The sequence below is a fragment of the Caulobacter sp. Root655 genome, assembly GCF_001427665.1.
In the GTDB taxonomy this organism is placed as follows: domain Bacteria; phylum Pseudomonadota; class Alphaproteobacteria; order Caulobacterales; family Caulobacteraceae; genus Caulobacter.
Genome location: NZ_LMHC01000007.1, coordinates 42,043 through 65,830 on the forward strand (window position 1 = coordinate 42,043; position 23,788 = coordinate 65,830).

A 23,788-nucleotide genomic window follows, 5' to 3' on the forward strand; every position below is an offset into this window, starting at 1 on the left:
GGCTTGGCCTCCAACGAGAGGTTGCAACAGCTGGCCCGGCCCATGCATCGTCAGCGGTGCGCTCACCAGCTCGCCATCCTTGACGGTGCTTTGAGCCGTCTGATTGGCGTGGTGTTTCGATCTGCTCACGCCTGGCGGCGCCCAGAGTCTTCGGGCTCCTGGCGCGTCTTGCCTTGAAAGGCCCCCCGGGCTGGAAGCCGTCGGTTTCGACGGGCCGAAGCACCTCATCCACGGACCCTTGTCGATGACCGGTCCGCGCGCCCAGGGGCGGTTCCTGGAGCCGCGATGTCGCCAACCAGGACGGCGCGAAACTTCCCCAACGTCACTAAACACCAATGTAAGTAATGTATTGACAGGGTGGTGAATAGATGGATGTTTGGCGACGCAAAGCCGTCGGCGTTTCGCCCTGCCAGACGGACATAGATCAAGGGCGGAGGAAACGTTCATATCGGTCCAGCTGAGGAGTTGGGCCGGGTCTGGGGAGGATTCCGCATGGCTTCATCGGCCTGTGTTCGCGCGCGTCTGGCTGTCACCGCGTCGGTCGTCGCTCTCGCCGTCGGGGCGGGCTCGGCTTGGGCGCAGGAGGTGACGCAACTCGACGACGTCATCGTCACGGCCCAGAAGCGCGAGGAATCGATCCAGGACGTGCCGATCGCCGTGACGGCCCTGTCGTCCGAAAACCTGGACACGCTGAAGATCGAAGGGGGCTCGGAGCTGGTGCGGGCCGTGCCGAACGTGACCTTCTCCAAGGCCAATTTCAGCATGTACAACTTCTCGATCCGCGGGATCGGGACCAAGGCGATCTCGGCCAGCAGCGACCCGGCCGTCGCGGTCAGCTTCAACTCCACGCCGCTGATCCGCAACCGGCTGTTCGAGCAGGAATATCTCGACGTCCAGCGGGTCGAGGTGCTGCGCGGGCCGCAGGGCACCCTGTACGGTCGCAACGCCACCGGCGGGGTGGTCAACATGATCCCCAAGCTGCCGGGTCATGAGTTCGAGGGCGTGATCAAGGGCGAGGTCGGCAACTACGACTCCCGCCGGATGTCGGGCATGATCAACGTGCCGCTCGGCGACACCTTCGCCGTGCGCGCCGCCGGCTCGATGACCAGGCGCGACGGCTTCGACTACAACAGCTTCAACGACACCCACGTGAACGACCGCGATCTGTGGTCCACCCGCCTGTCGGCGGCGTGGGAGCCAAGCAGCCGCTTCCGCAGCAACCTGATCTGGGAGCATTTCGAGGAAGACGACAACCGCTCGCGCACCGGCAAGCAGCTGTGCACCACCGACCCCGGCCCAACGCGGGCGGGCAGCGTCACCATCACCTCGCCGATCATCCGCAACCGGCTGAGCCAGGGCTGCCTGCCGGGCTCGCTGTATAGCGACGCGGCCTATGGCGTGCCCAACGGCGGGGCCTTCGCCCACATCTTCCTGGCGTCCCTGTCCTACGGCCAGAACGCCCAGGGCCGACCGGTCCAGGCCGTGCCCCTGGGCACGGACCCCTATGCGGGCCTGACCCAGTCCCGGAACTTGCGCGAAATCGCGACCAGCTACGATCCGATCTTCCGTGTGAAGAACAACGTGGTGCAGTTCAACATGGAGTTCGACCTCAGCGACAAGCTGAAGCTGGTCTCCCAGACGGCCTATGCCGAGGACGCCTACTACTCCTCGCAAGACTACAACCGGTTCGTTTCCAATCCGATCTTCAGCAACTCCGACGGCCTGTTCGACGTCCTGGGCCGACCGATCGTCGCCCCGACCACGCCGACGCCTGGCGGGTACTACACCGATCCCCAGCTGGGCATGTCCAACCGGATGGTCTCGGCCGACCTGAGCCGGTCCGACAACCGCCAATGGACCCAGGAGTTGCGCCTGCAGTCGGACTTCGATGGGAAGTTCAACTTCAGCCTCGGGGCCAACTATCTCGACTTCAAATCCCAGGACGACTATTTCGTATTCAACAACGTCTTCACGTTCCTGGCTGAATATTACTACAATGTCGCCGTCGGCCTGCCGACCAATCTTGGCCGGCAGACACAGCCCTGCACGCCACAGACGACGAAGGAATGCATCTACGTCGATCCCACGCCGATGAATCAATTGGCCGGTGACGGTCACAACTACTTCCGCAGCAAGAACGTCATCCACACCCGGTCCTGGGCGGTGTTCGGCGAGGGCTACCTGGACCTGTCGCCCGAGTTCCGGCTGACGGCGGGGCTGCGCTACACCGACGACCGCAAGGTCAGCACCCCCTATCCCAGCCAGCTGCTGCTGGGCGCGGATCGCGGCAATCCGGGGCCGTCGTCGGGCGGCTATGTCAGCCGGGACTATCCGGCCCTGCCCGACATCGATCAGCGGTGGGACGCCGTCACCGGCCGACTGGTGCTGGACTGGAAGCCCAAGCTCAGCTTCACCGACGAGACCCTGGTCTACGCCTCCTACTCGCGGGGCTACAAAGGCGGTGGGTCCAATCCGCCGCGCGTCGACATCAATCCGACGGTCATCCAGTATCAGCCTCTGCCCGAGACGTTCGAGCCGGAATACGTCAACGCCTTCGAGATCGGGACCAAGAATTCGCTCTATGGCGGCAAGGTGAGGCTGAACGCCACGGCCTTCTATTACGACTACACCGACTACCAGGTGTCCCAGATCGTCGACCGCATCTCGTTGAACGAGAACTTCGACGCCCGCAGCATGGGGCTGGAACTGGAGACGGTCTTCCGTCCCAACCGCGCCTTCCGGGTGGACGCCAATTTCGGCTATCTGAAGACGCGGATCGGCGACGGCGAAAGCTCCATCGACGTCATGAACCGCACCCAGGGCAATCCCGACTGGATGGTGTTGCGTCCCTGGCTCCAGGTGCCGTCGAACTGCGTCGCCCCGACCAAGTACGTGCAGACCATCCTTTCGCGACCGTTCCCACCGGAGATGACGGTCGTCGCGCTTCAGGCCCTGTGCGGCGGGTCGCTGCGGACGGGGACGTTCAATCCGAACTTCCCGTCGAGCGTGCCCTTCTGGCGCCTGTTCGGCTTCAACTATGACCCGCTGACCGAGGCCCCGAATGGCGGGCGAGGGTTCAAGGCGGACCTGAGCGGCAATGAACTGCCCAATGCGCCGAACTGGACCGCCAACATCGGCGCCCAGTACACCTTCTTCCGGGGCCCATGGAGCCTGACGTTCCGCGGCGACTACTACTATCAGGGCAGCAGCTATGCCCGCGTCTACAACACCGAATACGACCGGTTGAAAGCCTGGGACAACGCCAACCTGTCGGTGACGCTCGAGCGGCCCGACCAGGGCCTGGTCTTCCAGGCCTACGTCAAGAACCTGTTCGACAAGACGCCCATCACCGACACCTTCACCAACAGCGACGACACCGGCCTGACCGCCAACGTCTTCACCCTGGATCCACGTCTCGTGGCGTTCAGCGTGTCCAAGCGCTTCTAGCGCACCGCTCGGCGACTCGCCGCCCCGCATGGCCGGGGCGGCGGCTTTTTTCGCGACGCCCTCCAAGGGCGCCGCGCGATGATGCGTTGTTCATATAAGTCATTGTTTTTTATTGAGAATTTAATTTGACTCCCTCTGCTGTTAGTAGTTGCATCGCTCAGACCTCCAATGAGAGGTTGCAATAGGAGGAAGACGACATGTTGAAGAGCGCTTCTATTCTGTCCGCCGCCGTGTTGGCCGTGGCCGGCCTTTCCGCCCCCGCCTCGGCCTCGGCCGCGACCATCAGCCCCTCCGGCGCTTTCACCCTCACCGGCACGCTGACCCTGCAGCAGTCGACGACCGTCAACTGCAACGTCACGCTGAACGGCACCGTGGCCCCCGGCGGCGCCTCGGCCACCATCACCGGCGGTTCCTTCGCCCCCGGCGACTGGCAATGCGGCTGGCTGATCTCGCCCACCGGCTTCAACTGGACGATCACGCCGAACGGCGGCACTTCGATCACCATCACGGGCATCGGCGCCACCTCGATCCTCGGCAACTGCAGCGGCAACATCACCACCAACTGGACCAACGGTTCGCCGGGCAAGGTCACCTTCGTGGGCGCCTCCATCCCGGGCTCGCCCGGCGCCTGCACCATCAACGGCACCCTCACCAGCTCGCCGTCCCTGACGGTGTCCTGAGCCGCCTGATGGCGCGGTCGAATTTCGACCCTTCCATCCCTGACCTCGCCGGGAGCCTTCGGGCTCCCGGCGTTTCTTGCTTTGAGGGCGCGCCGGCCGCGCTGGCCCTGGTCGGCGTGTCGAAGGCCTATGGGGCCGGCCCCACGCGCGTGCCGGTGCTGCACGACATCTCGCTGAACATCCCGGCCGGCGGTCTTGTCGCCATCGTCGGCCCGTCCGGCTCGGGCAAGAGCACGCTGCTGAACCTGATCGGTCTTCTGGACCAGCCCGACAGCGGCGAGATCCGACTGGACGGACAGCGGGTCGCCTTCCGGTCGGCGGCCGAGGCGGCGCGACTGCGCAACCGCATGATCGGCTTCGTCTTCCAATCCTTCCAGTTGTTGCCGCGCCTGACGGCCTGGGAGAACGTGGCGCTGCCCCTGCTGTATCGAGGCGTGCCGCGCGCCGAACGACGCGTTCGCGCCCTGGCCATGCTGGAGAGCGTCGACCTGGCCGATCGGGTCGACCATCGGCCCTCGGCGCTGTCGGGTGGTCAGTGCCAGCGCGTCGCCCTGGCCCGCGCCCTGATCGGGGAGCCGCGCCTGATCCTCGCCGACGAGCCGACCGGCAGTCTGGACACCGCCACCGGCGCGACCGTCATGGATCTGCTGCGGGACTTGAACCGACGGCTGGGGACGACGATCGTCATGGTCACCCATGACCCGGACCTGGCGGCGCGCTGCAACGCCCTGATCGAGATTCGGGATGGGCGCATCCGGACCCAGCGCGAGGAGGCGACATGACGACCAACGCCGCGCCGACCGCCCTGTTCGTCGAGGCCCTGGACAATCTGAAGGGGCAGGGCCGACGCTCGCTGTTGGCGTTGCTGGGGGTGGTCATCGGCTCGGGCGCCATCGTCGCCCTGCTCAACCTCGGCCACATGGCGCAGCTGGAGACCCTGAAGCGGTTCCGCCAGACGGGGGTGGACATGCTGCAGGTCGTGGCCCAGCCGACCGGCGCCGAACCGGTCGGGCTCGACCTCGGGGCGCTGAAGGCCGCGGCCGCGTCGGAACCCGGGGTCGTGCGGGTCACACCGCTGGCGACGGCGCGGCTCCCGGTTCGGGCCGGCGCCCGTCAGATCGACGCGATGGTCGCGGCCGTGCCGCCCGCGATGGCCGAGGTCGCCGGGTTGCGGGCCGCGACGGGGCGACTGCTGGGACCGATCGACGATTGCGGCGCGGCCGCCCTGGTCGGCGCGCGGCTGGCCAACGACCTGTCCGGACCGGGCGCCGCCCTGGCGCCGGGCGCCTTGATCACGGTCGGCGACTACGGCTTCACGGTCGTGGGCCTGTTGCGGCCCGTGCCGATGGAGGCGCTGAGCCCCGTCGACTACGACCAGGCCGTCGTCATCCCGCTGGCCTGCGCGCGCCGCGTGGCCGGGCCGGACCCGACGGCCGCCCTGATCCGCCTGCGCCTCGAGGCCGATCCCGAGGCCGTCGGACGTCGCCTGACCACGCGGTTGAGCCGTCCCGGCCTGAGCGTCCAGGTTCGCGACGCCCGGGCCATGATCCGGGCCATGAACGCCCAGGCGGCGGTTCATTCCCGCCTCTTGACGGCGATCGGCGCGATCTCCCTTCTGGTCGGCGGGATCGGGGTGATGAATGTCATGCTGATGACGGTGATGGAACGGCGGCGCGAGATCGGCCTGCGCGCCGCGATCGGGGCGACGCCCGGCGACATCCGGTTGATGTTCCTGATCGAGGGCGTGGTTCTGTCGCTCAGCGGCGGCGCCCTGGGGGCGGCGCTGGGCGTGGCGGCGACGGCGATGATCGCCAGGATGTCCGGCTGGACCTTCGACCTGGCCCTCTGGGTGCTGCCGCTGGGGCCGGGCATGGCGGCCGTGGTCGGCCTGATCTTCAGCCTCTATCCCGCGATCACCGCGTCGCGCGTTCATCCGATCGAGGCCTTGCGTGCGGACTAGTCGGGTGGCGTGGGCGAGCTTCTTGGGCATATGCGGCGTGGCGACGGCTTCGGCGGCGGGCGCCCAGTCCCAGGGCGTCGTGGGCGTGCCGTCCTTCAGCGTGTCGCCGGTCGCTGGCGTGCCTTCGCCCTCCGCCACACCGGTCCCGTCCGGCGCCGCGCTGAACCTCGGCCTCGAGGAAGCCGTGGCGCTGGGGTTGCGCCAGAACCGCGCCATCCGTTCGGCCTATCTGCAGCGCGCGGTCGAGCGGTTCGATCTCTTCGTCGCCCAGCGCGCCTTCGTTCCGGTGGGCGGGGTCGCGGCCGAGGTGGTGCGACGTCGCTCCGCGAACGGAACAACCCAGACGGAGGCGGTGGTTACGCCTTCGGCCGGCTGGCGCACGCCGCTGGGAACGACCGCCGCCTTCGTGTGGGACCGGCGCGAGCGGCTGGAGGGCGGCGGGGGCGGGGCCAGGAAAACCTTGTCCCTGAGCCTGCGACAGCCGCTGCTGCGCGGCGCCGGCCTCGACGTCAACATGGCCCCGGTGCGCGTCGCCCGCTTGCAGGAGGAGATCAACCGCCTGCGCCTGAAGGCGACGGTGTCGGACACCGTCACGGCCGTCGTCTTCGCCTATCGCGGCCTGATCCAGGCGCAGGAGCAGGTGCGTCTGGCCGAGTTGTCGCTGGAGCGGACCCGCGCCTTGCTCGAGACCAACCGGGCCCTGATCGACGCCGGCCGAATGGCGGCGGCCGATATCGTGCAGACGGAATCCGGCGTGGCGAACCAGGAGGTGGCGGTGCTGGAGGCCCGTCGTCAGCGGGCTTCCGCCCAGGTGACCCTGCTTCGGCTGCTGGCGCTCGACCCGCGCACCAATGTCATGGCGTCCGACGACATCGCGGCCAGGCATGTCGAGATCGACCTGAATCTGGCGGTCGAACTGGCGCTGGAGGCGCGGGTCGACGTCCTGGCCCAGCGCAAGTCGATCGAGCAGGCGCGGCAAGCCGCCGCCGTGGCGCGCAACAATCGCCTGTGGGACCTGTCGGTGGTCGGCTCCCTGACCCGGCAAGACGGCGACTGGGGGCCGGGCGTGCTGTCGGGGCGCACGGATCGCACGATCGGCCTGACGCTGGGTATTCCGATCGGAGACTATTCCGCCCGCCAGGCCGACCTGGCCGCCTCGACCAGCCTGAAGACCGCCGAACTCTATTACGAGGACCTGGCGGCGGCCGTCGAGGCTCAGATCCAGGACGCCGTCCAGACGGCCGAGAGCACCTGGCGTCAGCTGGAGGCCGCGCGCCGCGCTCGCGACCTGGCCGAGCGGGCCCTGGAGCTGCAGCAGGAAAAGCTGCGGGTGGGGCGCGCCTCCAACTTCGAGGTGCTCTCCTTCCAGTCCGACCTGAGGGCCGCGGACAGTCAGGAACTGTCGGCTCGGATCGCCTACCTCAACGCGCTGACGGCGCTGGACCAGCAAATCGGGAGCACGCTCGAGACATGGCGCATTTCCTTGAACGACTAGGGGCGCGATGGGGACGGCGGCTGCTCTATGCCGGCCTGGCCGTCGTGGTCGGCGGCCTGCTGGTGGTGGGCATGACGCGCGGCCGCGACAAGGCGACCGGCGACGTCGCGGCGGAACAGAGCGCGGTGGCGCGGCGAGGGCCCTTTGTCCTGTCCGCCAATTTCACGGGCCGGATCGCCCCGGGGGCCCGGATCGATGTGACGGCGCCGTTCGACTCCCGCGTGGCCGAGGTCCGCTTCACCTACGGCGACCAGGTCGAGGCGGGGCAGGTGCTGGTCGAGCTTGACCCCGCCGATGTGGGCCGCGGTCGCGCCGAGGCCGAGATCGCCTGGCTGAGGGCCGAGGCGGAGGCGTCGCGATTGGATAACTGGGAGCAGGGGCCGGAGGTGAAGCGCGCCGCGCGCGCGGTCACGACCGCTGATGCCGAACTGGGCGATATCGAGGCCAAGCTGGCGGAGACCAGGGCGCTGCTGGATCGTGGCCTGGTGCCGCGCAGCGAGTACGACACGATCGTGCAGCAGCGGCGCCAGCGACAGACGGCCGCCACGGCGGCGCGCGAGGATCTCGCCGACACCGCGCGGCGAGGACAGGGCGGCGAGCGGCGGATCGCCCTGTTGCAGAGGGGGGTGGCGCGTTCGCAGTACGCGGGCGTCGGGGGAGCGTCCTCGGGCCCCGTCATTCTGGCGCCCCAGGCCGGAGTCGTCGTGCGTCCCGACGACGGGACCGAAGGCGGCGCCAAAGGCGTGCATAGCGGCAGCCGGGTCAGCAAGGGCCAGCTGTTGGGCGTCATCGCCAGCACCTCCGGCCTGGACGTGGTCTTCAAACTGGATGAAGCGGACCTGGCCGCGGTCAAGACCGGGCAGAGGGCGGTGGTGACGGGCCCCGGTTTTGGCGGAAGCCCCCTGATGGGGACAGTGCTCAGCGTGGGGGGCGAAGCGGAGGCGACCTCGGCGGGAGGAAAGGCGACGTTCGAGGCGCGCGTGCGTCTCGATCGCCTGTCCGAAGCGGCCGCGCGCGACGTCCGCATCGGCATGACCGCCAACATCGCCATAGCGACCTACCAGAATCCGGCCGTCGTGACCGTGCCGCCTCAGGCTGTCCAGGGCGCCGCGCCGCAGGCCTATGTGATGGTGCGATCGAAGGCCGGGCGCGGACCGCGGCGCAGGCCGGTCGGGATCGGCCGCGTCGGTCCAGCCGCGGTGGAGATCCTGTCAGGACTGGAGCCCGGCGAGACGGTGGTCTGGGGCGCTCCCGCCGGCGGTTGATCCGAAGCGACGGGACTGTTGGCCGCGTCCGGATCAGAAGGCCAGCTTCACACGCCCGGTGATCGTCCTTGGCGCACCCGGGGTGATCCACACGTTGCTGTACGAGCTTTCGAGATAGTAGGCGTCCAGCAGGTTCTCGGCATCCAGGTGCAGGGAGAGTTCCGGCGTTACGCGATAGCTGAGGTTCAATCGCGCGGTGACGTAGCCGGGCAGGGTGAAGCCCGAGTTGACGTCGTCGCCCTGGCGTCCGCCGACATAGACCAGCCCGCCGCCCACGCCGATCGCGCCGGGACCTTCGCGGGCCGAACGCCAATGCGCGTGGACCGCCGCCGAGTGGCGCGGGATGTTGCTCAAGGCGCTGCCGACCAGGTCCGGCCGCGTGTCCTTGGTGATCTCCGTGTCGGTGAAGGCATAGACCCCCGTCAGGGTCAGCTGGTCTCCGATCTTCAGATTGGCGTCGAACTCCACCCCCTGGCTGCGGGCTTCGCCGACGGCGATGAAGAAGCCGCTGTTGGCCGCGTCGTTGGCCAGGATGTTCTTCTTGTCGATGCGGAAGACCGACAGGGTCCCGGTCAGGTCGCCGTCGCGCAGGGCGTACTTGGCGCCGCCTTCCAGGGCCTCGCCTTCCTCCGGCGCGAAGGCCAGGCCCGCCGCGTCGGCGCCCTGGTTGTAGCGGAACGACTGGCCCCAGCTGACATAGGCCGACAACTGGTCGGACGCCGCCCAGGTCAGGGCGGCGCGCGGCGAGGTCCGGGCGGGGCTCTGATGGCTGGCGGTATGGCTGCGGTAGTTGGTGGTGGTCTGCTGGATCCAGTCATGGCGCAGGCCAAGCAGGACCGTGAAGCGGCCGGCGGTGACGAGGTCCTGGGCATAGACGCTCTGGCCGCGCAGCTCTTCCAGCAGGTCCTGGTTCAGCGTGGCCACCGGCTTGGCCTGGCCATAGACCGGATTAAAGACGTCGATGGCGTAGGGCGCCGCCGCCGTCGGGCTGTAACGCAGGAAGACTCGCCGCTGGTCGTAGGTGAAGGCGTCGCCGCCAACCCGCAACTGATGTTCAAGGCCCACCAACTGGCGCCTGACGCTCAGTTCCGCACGGCCGGAAAAGTCTTGCCAATCATAGTCGTGGACGCGCAACTGGCGGCGAAGCTGGGCGCCGACCAGGCTGGCATTGTGGGTCGACTGACCCTTGAAGAAGCCGTCGCGATACTGGACGCCGCCTTCCAGCGACACGCCCTCGACCAGGTCGAAGGCGGCGGAGACCTGGTGCTGCAGGCTTTGCTGGTGGATCTTCCCGTCATTGGGCTCGCCCAGGAAGCGATCGCGGGGCAGGGCCCTGCCGTCGCCGTTCACCGCGACCAGGCCCCGGTCGTGGACAAAATGAACGTCCATCGCCTCGAACTGATAGAGCAGGCGGGTCTTGTCGGTCGGCGTCCAGGCCAGGGACGGGGCCAGCACCAGGCGGTCGCTGCCCGCGTGGTCGCGGAAACCGTCCGTGGTCTGATAGGCTCCCACCAGCCGCGCCGACACCGTTCCGCTCATCGGCCCGCCCACGTCGCCAACCGCCCGCCAGGTGTCGAAGTCGCCATAGCCCAGCTCCGCCGAGGCGTGGGCGTGGCGCAGGGGCGTCTTGGTGACGATGTTGATCGAGCCGCCGGGCTCGCCCTTGCCCGATAGGGCCGAGGCCGGTCCCTTGAGCACCTGGAAGACCTCGACCGTGGCGACGTCGCGGCGCGGGTTGAAGCCGCGATTGGCGGTGAAGCGGTTGACCAGCAGGTCGGGCCCCTGGTTGATGTCGCCGGAGAAACCCCGGATCGCATAGGCGTCCCAGGCGCCGCCGAAGCTGTTCTGGCGGGCCATGCCGCCGGCCAGGTCGAACAGGTCCGACAGGTTGGCCACGCCCATTTGGTCGATCAGCTGGCGGTCCAGGACCCGCACGCTCTGCGGAAGCCTGAGGGGCGAGACATCCAGGCCGTTGATGCTGGCGTTGGCCCGCCGGGCGGTGACCGTGACGTTCTCCACGACCGTGTCGGCGACCTCGACGTCAACCTCGGCCGCCGCGTTGGTCGAAAGGCCGACCGCCGCGCAACCCGCCATCAACGCGGTGCGAAAATCCATGAACCTCATGCCGTTCCCCGAAACCCGATACGCGGATCGATCCGCGATTGACTCGCAATGTGTATGTTACGTTATAACGTAGTAATTGAGATCGACGTGGGTTCGCAACCGCCTTCACGCCGACATGCGAGGGGATCGGTATCTTGACCACCACATCCGCCATGGCGCTCGAGGCCGTGGGGCTTGAGCAGAACTACGGGACCCAGCGGGTTCTTCGCGGCCTGACTTTTTCCGTGAGGGCGGGGGAGATCTACGCCCTGCTGGGCGGCAACGGCGCGGGCAAGTCGACGACCCTGAACCTGTTTCTGGGACTGGCGCGGCCGACGGCCGGTTCCGCGCGGGTCTGCGACGTCGAGGTCGGGTCGGATCCCGCGGCGGCGCGGGCGCGCATCGCCTACGTGCCCGAGAATGTCGCGCTCTATGAGCACCTGACCGCGCGCGAGAACATCGACTACCTGCTGACCCTGGCCCGGGCCGACACGGCGGGCGCCCTGATCGAGGAGGCGCTCGACGCCGTGGGCCTGGTCCGCGAGGCCTGGGATCGGCGGCTCGGAGGCTACTCCAAGGGCATGCGCCAGAAGGTGGCCATCGCCCTGGCCATCGCCCGCCGCGTGCCGGTCCTGCTGCTCGACGAGCCGACCGCGGGCCTGGACCCTCGGGCCACGGCGGATTTCCACCGCCTGCTGGAGACCGCCCGGATTCGCGGCGTGGCGACCTTGATGGTGACCCACGACCTGCTGGGCGCGGCCGAGGTCGCCGACCGCATCGGCTTCCTGGCCGAGGGCCGCATCGAAGCCGAACTCATCGCCGAGGGGACGGAGCGTTTCGACGTTCGAGCCCTTCACCAGCGCTATCTCCAGGCGGGAGCCGCGGCGTGAGCGGGCGGCCAAGCCTGGTCGGCCGGGTCGCGCGCGAGGAATGGCGGGCCCTGGCGCGCAATCGGGTCGCGGTGGTCGCCGGCTTGATCCTGGCGGTGCTGCTGGCCGGTTCCGCGCTTCTGTGCGTGGAGCAGCGCAACGCCATCGAGGCGTCGCGCGAGCGTCATCAGGCCAGTTCCGACCGCCAGTTCGACCTCCAACCCGACCGGCATCCGCACCGCATGGTCCACTACGGCCAGTTCGTGTTCCGGCCGCTCTCGACCCTGGCCTTCTTTGACCGTGGGGTGGACAGTTTCACCGGCCACACGGTCTTTCTCGAAGGCCACCGCCAGAACAGCGCCAATTTCAGCGAAGCGCGGCAATCCTCGCTGTTGTTGCGCTTCGGCGAGCTGACACCGGCCTTCGTGCTCCAGACGCTGGCGCCGCTGCTGGTGATCTTCCTGGCCTATGGCGCGGTGGCCAGCGAGCGGGAGCGCGGCACGCTGCGCCTGCTGGCCGCCCAGGGGCTGGGGGCGAGCGACATGCTGGCTGGCAAGCTCCTGGCCCATGGCGGGGCGGCCGGCCTGATCCTGGCGCCGGCGGCGCTGGCCCTGCTGATCGCCGCGCTGCTGGGCTGGGCTCCGCCCGGGCCGGCGGTGCTGCTGCTTGTCATCTACGGGCTCTACCTGGCGATCTGGGCGGTGATGGCGGTCCTGGTCTCCTCCCTGGCGCGGCGTTCGCGCGACGCCTTGATCCTGCTGGTGTCGATCTGGATGGTGCTGGTGGTGTTGATCCCGCGCACCCTTCCCGAGGCGGCGGCGCGCTTGCGGACGCAGACGCTGACGCGGATCGAGACCGACATCGCCATCCACGCCGACCTCAACAAGATCGGCGACAGCCACGACCCCGACGACCCCTATTTCTCGGCCTTCAAGGCCAAGATCCTGGCCCAGTACGGCGTCCGGCGCGTCGAGGACCTCCCCGTCCAGTGGGCCGGCCTGGTTGGCATGGAAGGCGAGCGCCTGACCAGCCAGCTCTTCGACCGCTACGCCCGCGAGGCCTTCGCCCGTGAGCAGGCTCAGAACCGCTTCGTGCGCGGCTTTGGGGCCGTCAGCCCGGTGATCGCCCTGCGTCAGGCCTCGATGAGCCTGGCCGGCACGGACATCGAGAGCCATCAGGACTTCCTCGATCAGGTCGAGCGCTACCGCTACGCCTTCGTCCAGTCGCTCAACCGGATGCAGGTCGAGCAGATTCCCAACCAGGGCGCCGGCGAGGATCCGCGCATCGCCGCCGCCAACTGGAAGCGCGTGCCCAGCTTCGCCTACGTCGCGCCGGACGTGCTGCGCCTGGCCGGCGGCCGTATCGCGGCCAACCTCGCTGTTCTGATCGTCTGGCTCGTCGCGCTGCTGGCGCTCTGCGCGCCCGTCGCCCGCCGACTCCGCGAGGACGCCCGATGAACCGCTTTCGATATGAGCTGCGCCTACTGCTGCGGTCGCGAGTCGCCGCCGCCGCGCTGACACTGCTGCTGGTGCTGTCGGCGGTCGCGGTGGGCGCCGGCCTGTCGGCCAGCGCGCGCCAGACCGCGCTGATCGACCGGGTGGCGACGGCCCAGGCGCGCGACTTCGCCGCCGCCACGACCCAGTATGGCAAGCCCGACGGCGAGGCCGGCTACGCGGCCTACTACACCTTTCATCTGACTTCGGATCGTCCCTCCAGCCTGGCCTTCGCCGCCATGGGGCAGCGCGATATCCAGCCCTATGTCCTGCGCGTGCGGCTGCTGGGCCTCCAGGCGCAGCTCTACGAGACGGAGACGGTGAATCCGGAACTGGCGTTGCCGGGGCCGTTCGATTTCGCCTTCGTGCTGATCTACCTCGCGCCGCTGGCCGTCATCGTCCTGATGCACGACCTTGTCTCGGGCGAGCGGGAGGCTGGGCGCCTGCGCCTGCTGAGCGCCTTGCCGGTGACGCCGGGACAGCTGTGGCTGCGCCGAGCCGGCGTGAGGCTGATGCTGGTGCTGCTGGCTCTGCTCGGGCCTTTCCTGGTCGGCGCGCTTGTGGCCAAGGCCCCCATCTGGGGGGTGGCGATCCTGAGTCTGGTCGCCATTCTCTACGTCGCCTTCTGGGCGGGCCTTGGCCTGATGGTCGGCGCCTGGGGCCGTCGGTCCGCCTTCAACGCTGCGACGCTTGTCGGTTGTTGGATCGTCCTGGTCCTGCTGGTCCCGGCCCTGGCCAACGCCGCGTTGTCGCGCGCGATTCCGGTCGGTCGCGGCGTCGACCTGACCCTGGCCCAGCGCGAGGCGGTCCACCACGCCTGGGACGTTCCCCGCGAAGCGGTGATGGCGCCCTTCGTCGCCAAGCATCCGGAGTGGAAGGACAAGGCGCGGGTCGGCGGCGGCTTCCACTGGAAGTGGTACTACGCCATGCACGAGATGGGAGACGACGGCGTGGCCGGTCAGGTCGCCGCCTATCGCGCTAGCCTGGCGGCCCGGCAGGCCTGGACCGAACGCCTGGGCTGGCTGTCGCCGGCCGCCGCCGCCCAGAGCCTGGTCCACCGCGTCGCCGATAGCGACCTGCAGGCCCATCTGGCCTATCAGGACAACGTCACGGCGTTCCACCGTCACCTGCAGGACTTCTACTACCCCTATCTCTTCAGCGAGCGGCCGTTCACGCGGAAGGACTTCGCCAGGGCGCCTGTCTACGCGCCGCGCGGTTCTTCATCGTCGACGCCGGTCGTTCCCCTGCTTGCCCTTCTGGTTCTGTCGCTGAGCGCTTGGGCTGGGGGCGTGGTCGGGGCGCGGCGCACCGTGAGTTGATCCGACAGGTCGTTTCGTGAAAACGGCGTCGGCTGGAGGAAGCCGACGCCGTGACCAAGGCGCAGTACAGGGAAGAGGCGCGCCCTAGAAGTTGTAGCGAAGACCCACGAAATAGGTCCGGCCGCTGTGGGTGTAGACGTTCAGTCGGTTGCTATCGTCGACATACTGGTCGTTGAACTCGTCGGTCAGGTTCACGCCCTCGACGCTCAGCTTGAGGTTCGGGCGGATGTTGAAGCTGGCCTGCATGTCGACGTTCAAGGTCGAGTTGGTGCCGTGAACCGAGTTGCCGTCGTTGCCCGGCACCTGGGTCAGGTAGCCGCCGCGATAGGCGACCGAGCCGCGGACGCTCCAGCGATCGGTCTCGTAATAGAGCGTGGCGTTGGCGGCGTTCTTCGACAGACCGATCAGGGGGGCGGTGACGGTCGTCGCGGTCGCGCCGATGCCTGACTGGTATTGCACCTTCGAGCTGACATAGGTGTAGTTGAGGATGTAGCCGAAATGGCTCCAGGCTCCCGGCAGGAAGGTCAGCGGCTGCTGCCAGTTGATCTCGAAGCCCTTCAGGTTGCCGCCATCGGCATTGACGGGCTGGCTGACGTTGAAGATGTCGGTGGGCAGGGCGCCGGTGCCGGCGATCAGCGAGTCCGGCAGGCCCAGGGTATTGTAGGCCACCTGGGCGGGCAGGGTGGCCACGAAGGTGTCGATCTTCTTGTAGAAGAAGCCGCCCGCCAGCATCGCCCCCTGGGCCGGGTACCATTCCAGCGACAGGTCCAGGTTCTTGGACTGGGTCGGGTTCAGGTCGGGATTGCCCGAGGTGAAGCTGCGGTTGGCTCCCTGGACGTTGACGTCGGCCCCGGGCGACAGCGAACCGATGCCGGGACGGGAGATGGTCTTGGCGGCGCTGATCCGGGCGACGACGGTGTCGGTGAGGTCGGCGGCCAGGTTGAAGGACGGCAGGCTCATATTGTAGTCGCGCCGCACGTTGACCAACCGCACCGCGCCGTTGACCACCGCGTAGCCGCCCGACTCCTGCTGGGTGTTGACCTGGCGCAGGCCGGCGTCGCCGCGGAAGGGCAGGCCGAAGGCGTCGAACTTGAACAACGCCTCGACATAGGCCCCGGCGTCCTTCTCCTCGACCGTGCCGTACTGACCGCGCGCCGAGCTGTTGTTGGTGTTGGTCAGGGCATAGATGCCCGTGTTGCCGTAGATGCCGTAGGCCTTGGCGTAGGCGTCGATGTCGGGCACCAGCCAGGCCGTGGCGTTGCCGGCCGGCAGGTCCAGGTTCTTGCCGAAGCCCGAATAGACCTTGGAGACGGCGGCCAGCTGGGCAGGGGTCAGGGTCTGGGACACGGTCTCGCTGGTCCGGTACTGGCCGTAGCTGTCGTACTCGAACTTGCGGAAGTCGATCCCGGCCTTGATCGTGAGGTTGTTGCTGAATTCGTACTCGCCGTAGAGCTTGGCGGTGGTGAACTGGTTCTCGACGAACTGCGGGCGCAGGCGGACCTCGGAGGTGCCGTTGATGGCGCTCCAGTTGGCTGGATCGGTCGGATCGAAGCCGAGCAGGATGGTCGGCAGGCGATCGCCCCGGAAGTCGTACGAATAGCCCTGGCTGTTGGCCCGGTCGAAGGTGATGATCGTCGAGACCGGCTGGGTGAAGGTCGAGTCCGCATAGCCGGCCAGGCCGCCGACCTTGAACCGGTCGCTGAACCGATGCTCCGCCGAGAGGGTGAACTGCTTGAACTCGGTGTTCAGCTCGTCATAGGCCGACTGGCTGCGCAGATCGACATTGTCGAGCTTGGCGTAGACCAGGTTGTGGTTGGCGTCGACGACACCGTCACGGATGATGGTCTGCGGCTTGCCGGCGCCGTTGCGCGACAGGCCCAGCGCCTGGAGCTGGGCTTCCTTGCGGGTGCCGGCCAGGTAGGAATAGAGCGCGTCCAGCGAGACCGTGGTGTCGTCGGTCGGCTTCCACTGCAGTGAGCCGCTGGCGCCGAAGCGCTTGGATTCGATGTCGTAGCTGACATAGGCCGGGATACGCGGATGGTAGATCGCGCCGGCCGTGCTGGGGTTGTTGATCTGGGCGATCGTGTAGCCGGGCAGGGTGGAGAGCGGGCTGAAGCCGTTTTGCGAACCGCTGTTGGTCCAGCGCGTGATGTTGGCGCCTTCCTCGTGCAGGCGGCGATCCTCGTAGGCCACCGAGACCAGGGCGCCGATCGTGCCGTCGCGCCAGGTGCGGCTGGCCAGGGCCGAGAGGCGGGGGCCGGCCTTCTCGGCCAGATCGTTGTAGCTGGCCTGGGCCGACAGCACGAGCTGGGGCTTGCCGGAGTCGAACGGGCGGGCGGTGCTCAGGTCGACCGTCGCGCCGAGCGAGCCTTCCTCGACATCGGCCGAGGCGGTCTTGCGCACCGCGATGCTGTTGAACAGGTCCGAGGCGAAGATGTTGAAGTCGAAGCCGCGACCGCGGTTCGTGCCGCCGCTGTTGGCGGTGCCGCCGGTGGTGCTGATGGCTTCCATGCCGTTGATGCGGACACGGGTATATTCCGAGCCCAGGCCTCGGACCGAGATCTGCCGACCCTCGCCGTTGATCCGCGAAATCGAGACGCCGGGGATGCGCTGCAGGGATTCGGCCAGGTTCAGGTCGGGGAACTGGGCGATGTCCTCGGCCTTGATGGCGTCGACGACGCCCGAGGCGCTGCGCTTGACGTTGATGGCGCTGGCCAGGCTGGCGCGGAAGCCGGTGACGACCACGGCTTCGACTTCATCGCTCGACGCCGCTCCGGCGGGAGGCGCGGCGTCCTGGGCCTGGGCCTGGGCCTGGGCCGCGCCGAACGCGGCGAAGGCCACCGTCACGGCCAGGCCGGAAGCCCCGCCACGCAGAATGGTTCGCAGACCCGGTGAATTTCGAAACGCCATAATCCCTCCCTTGCCCACGGCTCGCGGGTCGTTTTCTTGTGGAGACCGGTCCGCGCCGATCTCTTGCGGTCTGAAAAGGATAGGGGTGGTAGCGGTCGCGCGGCCAATCCTAATCAGGCATCGACCGATGCCAGATCTGCACCGATGTACGACGAAAACGCCGTTTGTCACCGGTTTCCCAGGCGAAATCCGGACGAGACGCGCGTTTCACGCTCACGGGAATCGTGCGCGACCTGGGCTATCGATGTCCGTGGTGGATCGGTCGATAGGCGATTTGACTTAGACCGCTCGACCCGAGGTCTTTAGCGTCAGGTGCACAGACCCTTCATCGGGGCGGCGCGGCGCGATCGAATCGGGCCGCGACAAGAAGAGCAAAAAGCAGGGGAGAGATGCGATGACCGCGCAGAACGCCAACGGCGACACCAAGAGGACCCGTGTCCGCTGGCTGATCATCCTGCTGCTGTTCATCATCACCACCATCAACTATGCCGACCGCGCCACCTTCTCGATCGCGGGACAGTCGGCCTCCAAGGATCTGGGCCTGGATCCGGTGGCCATGGGCTACATCCTGTCGGCGTTCGCCTGGGCCTATGTGATCGGCCAGATTCCCGGCGGCGCGCTGCTCGACCGGTTCGGCTCCAAGAAGATCTACACCGCCGCCCTGGTGATCTGGTCGTTCTTCACGGCGCTGCAGGGCTTCTCCGGAATCTTCACCGGCCTGACGGCGGCGGTCGCGCTGTTTTCGATGCGCTTCATGGTCGGCCTGGCCGAGGCGCCGTCCTTTCCCGCCAACGCCCGCATCGTCGCCGCCTGGTTTCCGGGCTCGGAACGCGCCACGGCGGCGGCGATCTTCAACTCGGCCCAGTATTTCGCCCTGGTGGCCTTCGCCCCGCTGATGGGCTGGCTGGTGCATCGCTTCAGCTGGCATTCGGTGTTCTTCGTGATGGGCGTCATCGGCCTCGTCGCGGCGGTGATCTTCGTCAAGTTCGTGCACGCGCCCACCGACCATCCGGCGATCAACAAGGCCGAGTTCGACTATATCGAAGCCGGCGGCGGCCTGGTGCGGATGGAGGACAAGGTCGCCAGCAACGGCGCGGCCTTCACCTGGCACAACGTCCGCCAGATCCTGACCAGCCGCATGCTGCTGGGCGTCTATCTGGGCCAGTACTGCATCAACGTCCTGACCTATTTCTTCGTCACCTGGTTTCCGATCTACCTGGTCAAGGAGCGCGGCCTGTCGATCCTGCAGGCGGGGTTCACGGCCGCGGCGCCCGCCCTGTGCGGCTTCGCCGGCGGGCTGCTGGGCGGGATCATCTCGGACCGCCTGCTCAAGAAGACCGGCTCGTTGGACGTGGCCCGCAAGGGACCGCTGCTGATCGGCATGCTGCTGGCCGCGACGATCATCGCCTGCAACTATGTCGAACAGGAATGGCTGGTCATCGTGATCATGGCCGTGGCCTTCTTCGGCAAGGGCCTGGCGTCGCTGGGCTGGGCGGTGGTGGCCGACACCTCGCCCAAGGAGATGGCCGGGGTGACGGGGGCGATCTTCAACACCTTCGGCAACATCGCCGGCATCGTGACCCCGATCGTCATCGGCTACATCGTCAAGGGCACCGGCTCGTTCGACGGCGCGCTGATCTTCGTGGGCGCCCACTGCCTGATCACCATCGCCGCCTATTTCCTGATCGTCGGCAAGATCCAGCGTCTCGTGCTGAAGCCGGCGGCATGAGCGAAGGCGTCCCGATGACCAGCCGCCGCTGCTTCCTGCGCACCGCCTCGGCCCTGTTGCTGGCCGCCGTGGCCTCGCCGGCCTTCCCCTCGAAGACCTGGGCCGCGTTGCCCGTCGCGCTGGAGATCAGAACGTCGATGGCCCCGCCCGAATGGGCGCTGCTGGAGCGCGAACTGCTGTCGGCCAACGCCGTGGCCTGTGAAGCCTTCTACGCCCGCTATTTCGATGCGCGTGGCTTCCTGCTGGCCGTCGAGCGCTGGGGCGCCAACGACGGTCCCGACGACGCCATCGAGAACCTCAACGACTGGCCGACGCTGCACGCCCTGGGGGCCAGCGACCGGCTGCTGGAGCTGTCGAAGCAGGCCTATGAAGGCAATGTCCGCCAGTACACCCTGGCCAGGACCAAGGACGTGCCGTTCGCGCGCGAGGGCATGTACTACAAGGAGTTCCCGGTCATGACCGACTGGCAGCACCTCTCCGAGGGGCTGTCGGTGTTCAACCTGCTGGGTCTGTCCGATCCGGGCGACCCGCGCTACCGCGACCGGGTCAAGCGGTTCTCCGGCTTCTACATGAACGAGGACCCGGGCGCGCCGAACTACGACCCCAAGCACAAGATCATCCGCAGCATGATCACCGGCAGTCGGGGGCCAATGCCGCGCAAGGCCACGCCGCTCGACTGGGCTGGCGACCCCTTCGAGGTCGGCGACTTCTTCATGGAGCACGGCGAGCGCACCTATGAAGAGACGCTGCACCACTACGACGAATATACCGACGTCATCGGCGACGGACCGCTGAACCTGCAGGTCACCAGCCTGGTGCTCAACGCCTATATGCTGGACCACGAGCCCAAGTACCGCGCCTGGCTGCTGGGCTATGTCGACGCCTGGGTCGAACGGGCCCGGGCCAATGGCGGGGTGCTGCCCAGCAATATCGGCCTGGACGGCAAGATCGGCGGGGCGACGGACGGCAAGTGGTGGGGCGGCGTCTATGGCTGGGGCTTCAGCCCGGTGGTTCCCCAGACCGGCAAGCGCGAGGACCGCAACCGGGTGTCGCGCGCCGTCGTCGGCTTCATGAACGCCTATCTGCTGACCGGCGACGACCAGTATCTCGACGTCTGGCGCAAGCAGGCCGACGTCATCAACGCCCAGAGGAAGGTCATCGACGGCAAGGTCTCGACCCCGCGCATGTACGGCGAGGGCGGCTGGTACGGCTATGCGCCCGGCGACTACCGGATCAACGGGCTGGAGATCTGGTACCTGTCGATGAAGGCGTCGGACCGGGCGCGGGCGGCCGAGCATCCGTGGCTGACCTATCTGGACGGCAAGGATCCGGGCTTCCCCGCCAAGGTCCTGCGCGCCGACCTCGAGCGTGTTCGGGCCCGCGCCCAGGCGCAGCGCGACGATCGCTCCACGCCCGACACCCGGCTGGCGGACGCGGCGCTGGACATCAATCCGGCCAGCGTCCAGGCGCTGATCCACCTGATGCAGGGCGGCATCCACATCGCCCGCCCGCCGTGGTCGCCGACCTCGCCGGCCCAGGGCGGGGCGCTGCTCTATGCCCGCCTGCGCTATTTCGACCCCGAGCGTCGCCGGGCCGGCGTGCCCGATGACGTCGCCGCCCTGGTCGAGGCGCTGAGCGACGACGGCGTCGTCGTGACCCTGGTCAACGCCAACCAGGTCGAGGCCCGCACCGTGACCGTGCAGGGCGGCGCCTATGGCGAGCACCAGGTGCTGAGCGTGGCGACCGACGGCGGGGCGCCCGTCGCGATCGACGCCTCGGCGTTCACGGTGCGGCTGGCGGCCGGGGCGGGCGCGCGGCTGGTGCTGAAGATGAAGCGGCACGTGAACGCGCCGACCTTGAACTTTCCGTGGGACCGCAAACTCTGAACCCTCTCCCGGCGGGAGAGGGAGGGGCCCACGCCGAAGGTGTGGGAGGGTGAGGGGTTACACCCTCACCGATTTCACGCGAACGCCCTGCCGGCACGCCGTCCGACGTCTTACCCCCTCACCCTCCCACCGCTGCGCGGCGGGCCCCTCCCTCTCCCCATGGGAGAGGGTCCGTCAGAGCATGGACGCCCTTTGCGCGCAGCAAAATCAATGGCTTGAAGTTTTTCGATCTTTTTGGTCCTCACCCCTTCCGGGCGCCCCGATACTGAGCTCACCCCATCGCACGGGGAGGGACGTCGGCCGGCGACCTGACGGGCGGTGGGGAGTGGTCGAGCGGGAAGGCTTGGCCGCCGCGCCTTTCGGGGCGCCTTCGGTCGGTTCGGAGCAGGTTCGCCTCAGCCGCGACGAAACTCCGGCGCCGGGGGTAGGCGGGCAAGCCAGCAGGTGCGAGGGGGTTACTCGCACGGTCCGGGACCGGGGCTCGCCGCCCTGGCCCGCCCGTCGGGGGCGAATGCAGACCGGCTAAGTGATAAAACCACTGCCTACCGGACGCTCTCGGATAACGGTTCCACGCGAAGCGCTCGTCTTCGTCGAAACGGTACACACACTGCAAAACCTCCGGGCGGAGCCCGGGCGCTTCGCACCCTCCCTGCATCTTCAGCGGCAGTCCGCGTGAAGCCGCGAAGCCGTGTGTCCCAGGTCCTCCCCCTGTGGGGGAGGTGTCGGCGAAGCCGACGGAGGGGGGAGGGATCGGCCGATGGCCAGACTCGCGATCGACGATCCCAACATTCCCCCCACCGATCGCTGCGCGATCGCCTCCCCCACAGGGGGAGGACTGGAAAAGAAGTCCTCGACGGGCAGCCTAGGTTCCTTCCTTCAGGAACGGCGCGACCGAGAACAGCTCGCGCTCCTCCTTGCGCGGGTCGTCGACCATCCTCGAGCTCACATCGAACACCATCGTCGCCCGCTTCGGCGGCTCATACTTCCCCCACGCCGGGATCGCCGCGCAGTTGGGATCGCCCGTCCGGGCGAAGGCCAGGAACGCCTCGCTCATCTGGTTGGCCACCGCGCGCGCCGTCGGGCCCGTGCCGGTCTTCGAGCCCGGCTTGTCGAGATTGTCGAACACCAGGGCGATGTCGAAGCTGTGGAAGGCCCGCAGCTTGCCGCCGTCGATCGGCGAGCCGAAGTCCAGCTGGTACATCCAGGCCGGCGCGCCGATCCTCGCCCGCTGCTCGGCCTGGATCAGGTGACCCGGCCAGGAGCGGCCCGCCGTGGTGGCGGCGAAGAACACCTCGGACGGCGTGTAGTCCGGATAGAGCTGGCGATAGCGGGCGATCACGTGGCGCGGCTCGACGTCCAGCACCAGTTCCGGGGCCAGGCGTTCCGGCAGCTCCTCCCAGGTGATCGTGAAGTTCCTGGGATCGCCGCCGAGGAAGGCGCGGGTCTCGTCGTGGGTGTTGCCGATGATCATCGGGATAGGCCCGCTTTCACGGGGAGCGTCGGGATAGAACGGGTGGCGCGGCAGGACGCCGTGATCCATCACCGACCAGAAGATGATCGAGCCCTTGCGCTCCAGCGGGTCGGGCATTTTCAGGGCGGCGACCAATTGCTCGGCCGGCATCGTGCGCAACGCGTCGGTCTGGTCGGGGCGCAGGCCGAGCCTGGCCATGAAGGCCTTGGCGCGGAGCGTGGCGTGGATCGGGCCCATGGCGGTGACGTGCTGGCCGCTCATGGTGGCGACCCTGTGCATCAGGCCACGGGCCGAGGGCATGGCCATCAGGGTGACGATCTTGCCGCCGCCGCCCGACTGTCCGAAGGCGGTGACATTGCCCGGATCGCCGCCGAACGCGGCGATGTTGTCGCGCACCCATCGCAGGGCCATCACCAGGTCCAGGTTGCCGACATTGCCGCTGTCGGCCAGGTCCGGTCCGCCCAGGCTGGCCAGGTAGCCATAGCCGAACACGTTGAGCCGGTGGTTGACCGTCACCACAACCACGTCGCCGCGCCTGGCCAGGTTCACCCCGTCATAAAGCGGATCGGAGCCCGAGCCGTTGGCGTGGGCCCCGCCGTGCACATAGACCATCACCGGCCGCTTCCCGCCGTCCAGCCCGGGCGTCCAGACATTGAGGAACAGGCAGTCCTCGCTGACGGCCTCCTGGGTCTTGGTCTGCGGGCAGGCCGGGCCATAGGCCAGGGCGTCGGCCACCCCGGTCCACGGCTCGGGCGGCAGGGCGGGCCTGAAGCGGCGCGGCGCGGTGTCGGCGCCGTAGCGCACGCCCTTGAAGACCTTGACGCTCTCGACCTCGACCCCGCGCACCTTGCCATGGACGGTGGTGGCGACGGGCGCCTTGGCGGCGGCCTTCGTCGCGCCGGCCAAGCCGGCCAGGCTGGCGGCGGCGGCTCCAGCCAACACGGCGCGACGGTGGGTGGTCATCGATCGTCTCTCCCCAGGGAGATTACCCATGGGCGGCCAGCGGGCGTTCCTTGATCTGGGCCTTGTCGATCAGCGCCTGCAGTTGGGTCCTCTCGCCGTCGGTCAGGTCGGTGAGGGGCGGGCGGACGGGGCCGGCGTCGCGGCCGATGGCGGTCATGCCGGCCTTGACGATCGAGACGGCGTAGCCCTTGCCGCGAT

At 68.1% G+C, this 23,788-nt stretch carries 14 protein-coding genes; 11 read left to right on the plus strand and 3 right to left on the minus strand.

Annotated features, from left to right (window positions below; genetic code table 11):
- The first annotated feature begins 492 nt into the window (after positions 1 to 492).
- The 6 genes from ASD79_RS08195 to ASD79_RS08220 all read left to right on the plus strand — a co-directional run bounded on the left by ASD79_RS08195 (position 493) and on the right by ASD79_RS08220 (position 8,847).
- Positions 493 to 3,447, plus strand: coding sequence for a TonB-dependent receptor (locus ASD79_RS08195; RefSeq protein WP_056720548.1), 2,955 nt, complete (start codon positions 493 to 495; stop codon positions 3,445 to 3,447).
- A gap of 197 nt (positions 3,448 to 3,644) precedes the next feature.
- Entirely contained in the window at positions 3,645 to 4,127 is a 483-nt protein-coding gene (locus ASD79_RS08200; protein WP_056720549.1) for a hypothetical protein, read from the plus strand.
- Positions 4,128 to 4,243: 116 nt separating this feature from the next.
- Positions 4,244 to 4,909, plus strand: a complete 666-nt coding sequence (locus ASD79_RS08205; RefSeq protein ID WP_235524364.1) for an ABC transporter ATP-binding protein — start codon at positions 4,244 to 4,246, stop codon at positions 4,907 to 4,909.
- Positions 4,906 to 6,087 (plus strand): ABC transporter permease, encoded by a 1,182-nt coding sequence (locus tag ASD79_RS08210; RefSeq protein ID WP_056720550.1) that lies wholly within the window; start codon positions 4,906 to 4,908, stop codon positions 6,085 to 6,087. The genes ASD79_RS08205 and ASD79_RS08210 overlap by 4 nt, the downstream gene beginning before the upstream one ends.
- 37 nt (positions 6,088 to 6,124) lie before the next feature.
- The gene (locus ASD79_RS08215; protein ID WP_235524365.1) at positions 6,125 to 7,582 is read left to right on the plus strand and encodes a TolC family protein; all 1,458 of its coding nucleotides are present in this window, start codon (positions 6,125 to 6,127) and stop codon (positions 7,580 to 7,582) included.
- A complete protein-coding gene (locus ASD79_RS08220; RefSeq protein WP_056720552.1) occupies positions 7,558 to 8,847 on the plus strand; it encodes an efflux RND transporter periplasmic adaptor subunit in 1,290 nt (429 codons plus the stop codon). Before ASD79_RS08215 ends, ASD79_RS08220 begins: the two co-directional genes overlap by 25 nt.
- A gap of 33 nt (positions 8,848 to 8,880) precedes the next feature.
- On the opposite strand, the gene ASD79_RS08225 is transcribed toward ASD79_RS08220, so the two are convergent.
- A complete protein-coding gene (locus ASD79_RS08225; protein ID WP_056720553.1) occupies positions 8,881 to 10,962 on the minus strand; it encodes a TonB-dependent siderophore receptor in 2,082 nt (693 codons plus the stop codon).
- Positions 10,963 to 11,105: 143 nt separating this feature from the next.
- Here ASD79_RS08225 and ASD79_RS08230 point away from each other — a divergent pair, with 143 nt between their 5' ends.
- Genes ASD79_RS08230 through ASD79_RS08240 form a run of 3 tightly spaced genes read left to right on the plus strand, consistent with a single transcriptional unit; the run spans position 11,106 to position 14,631 of the window.
- Positions 11,106 to 11,840 carry an ABC transporter ATP-binding protein gene (locus ASD79_RS08230; protein WP_156400416.1) on the plus strand — a complete coding sequence of 245 codons (735 nt, stop codon included), beginning with the start codon at positions 11,106 to 11,108 and terminating at the stop codon, positions 11,838 to 11,840.
- Positions 11,837 to 13,276 carry a DUF3526 domain-containing protein gene (locus ASD79_RS08235; protein WP_056720555.1) on the plus strand — a complete coding sequence of 480 codons (1,440 nt, stop codon included), beginning with the start codon at positions 11,837 to 11,839 and terminating at the stop codon, positions 13,274 to 13,276. The genes ASD79_RS08230 and ASD79_RS08235 overlap by 4 nt, the downstream gene beginning before the upstream one ends.
- Entirely contained in the window at positions 13,273 to 14,631 is a 1,359-nt protein-coding gene (locus ASD79_RS08240) for a DUF3526 domain-containing protein (RefSeq protein ID WP_056720556.1), read from the plus strand. The genes ASD79_RS08235 and ASD79_RS08240 overlap by 4 nt, the downstream gene beginning before the upstream one ends.
- A gap of 84 nt (positions 14,632 to 14,715) precedes the next feature.
- Here the strand turns inward: ASD79_RS08240 and ASD79_RS08245 are convergent, their stop codons facing one another.
- The gene (locus ASD79_RS08245; protein ID WP_056720557.1) at positions 14,716 to 17,541 is read right to left on the minus strand and encodes a TonB-dependent receptor; all 2,826 of its coding nucleotides are present in this window, start codon (positions 17,539 to 17,541) and stop codon (positions 14,716 to 14,718) included.
- 394 nt (positions 17,542 to 17,935) lie between these two features.
- On the opposite strand from ASD79_RS08245, the gene ASD79_RS08250 reads away from it, so the two are divergent.
- Together ASD79_RS08250 and ASD79_RS08255 are read left to right on the plus strand one after the other, a co-directional pair.
- The gene (locus ASD79_RS08250; protein WP_056720558.1) at positions 17,936 to 19,270 is read left to right on the plus strand and encodes an MFS transporter; all 1,335 of its coding nucleotides are present in this window, start codon (positions 17,936 to 17,938) and stop codon (positions 19,268 to 19,270) included.
- Complete coding sequence (locus tag ASD79_RS08255; RefSeq protein ID WP_235524366.1) at positions 19,267 to 21,156, plus strand: hypothetical protein; 1,890 nt, start codon at positions 19,267 to 19,269, stop codon at positions 21,154 to 21,156. Before ASD79_RS08250 ends, ASD79_RS08255 begins: the two co-directional genes overlap by 4 nt.
- An 862-nt stretch (positions 21,157 to 22,018) precedes the next feature.
- Here ASD79_RS08255 and ASD79_RS08260 read toward each other — a convergent pair.
- Positions 22,019 to 23,590: a carboxylesterase/lipase family protein gene (locus ASD79_RS08260; protein ID WP_056720559.1), complete on the minus strand. Its 1,572-nt coding sequence runs from the start codon at positions 23,588 to 23,590 to the stop codon at positions 22,019 to 22,021.
- Positions 23,591 to 23,788: the final 198 nt, after the last annotated feature.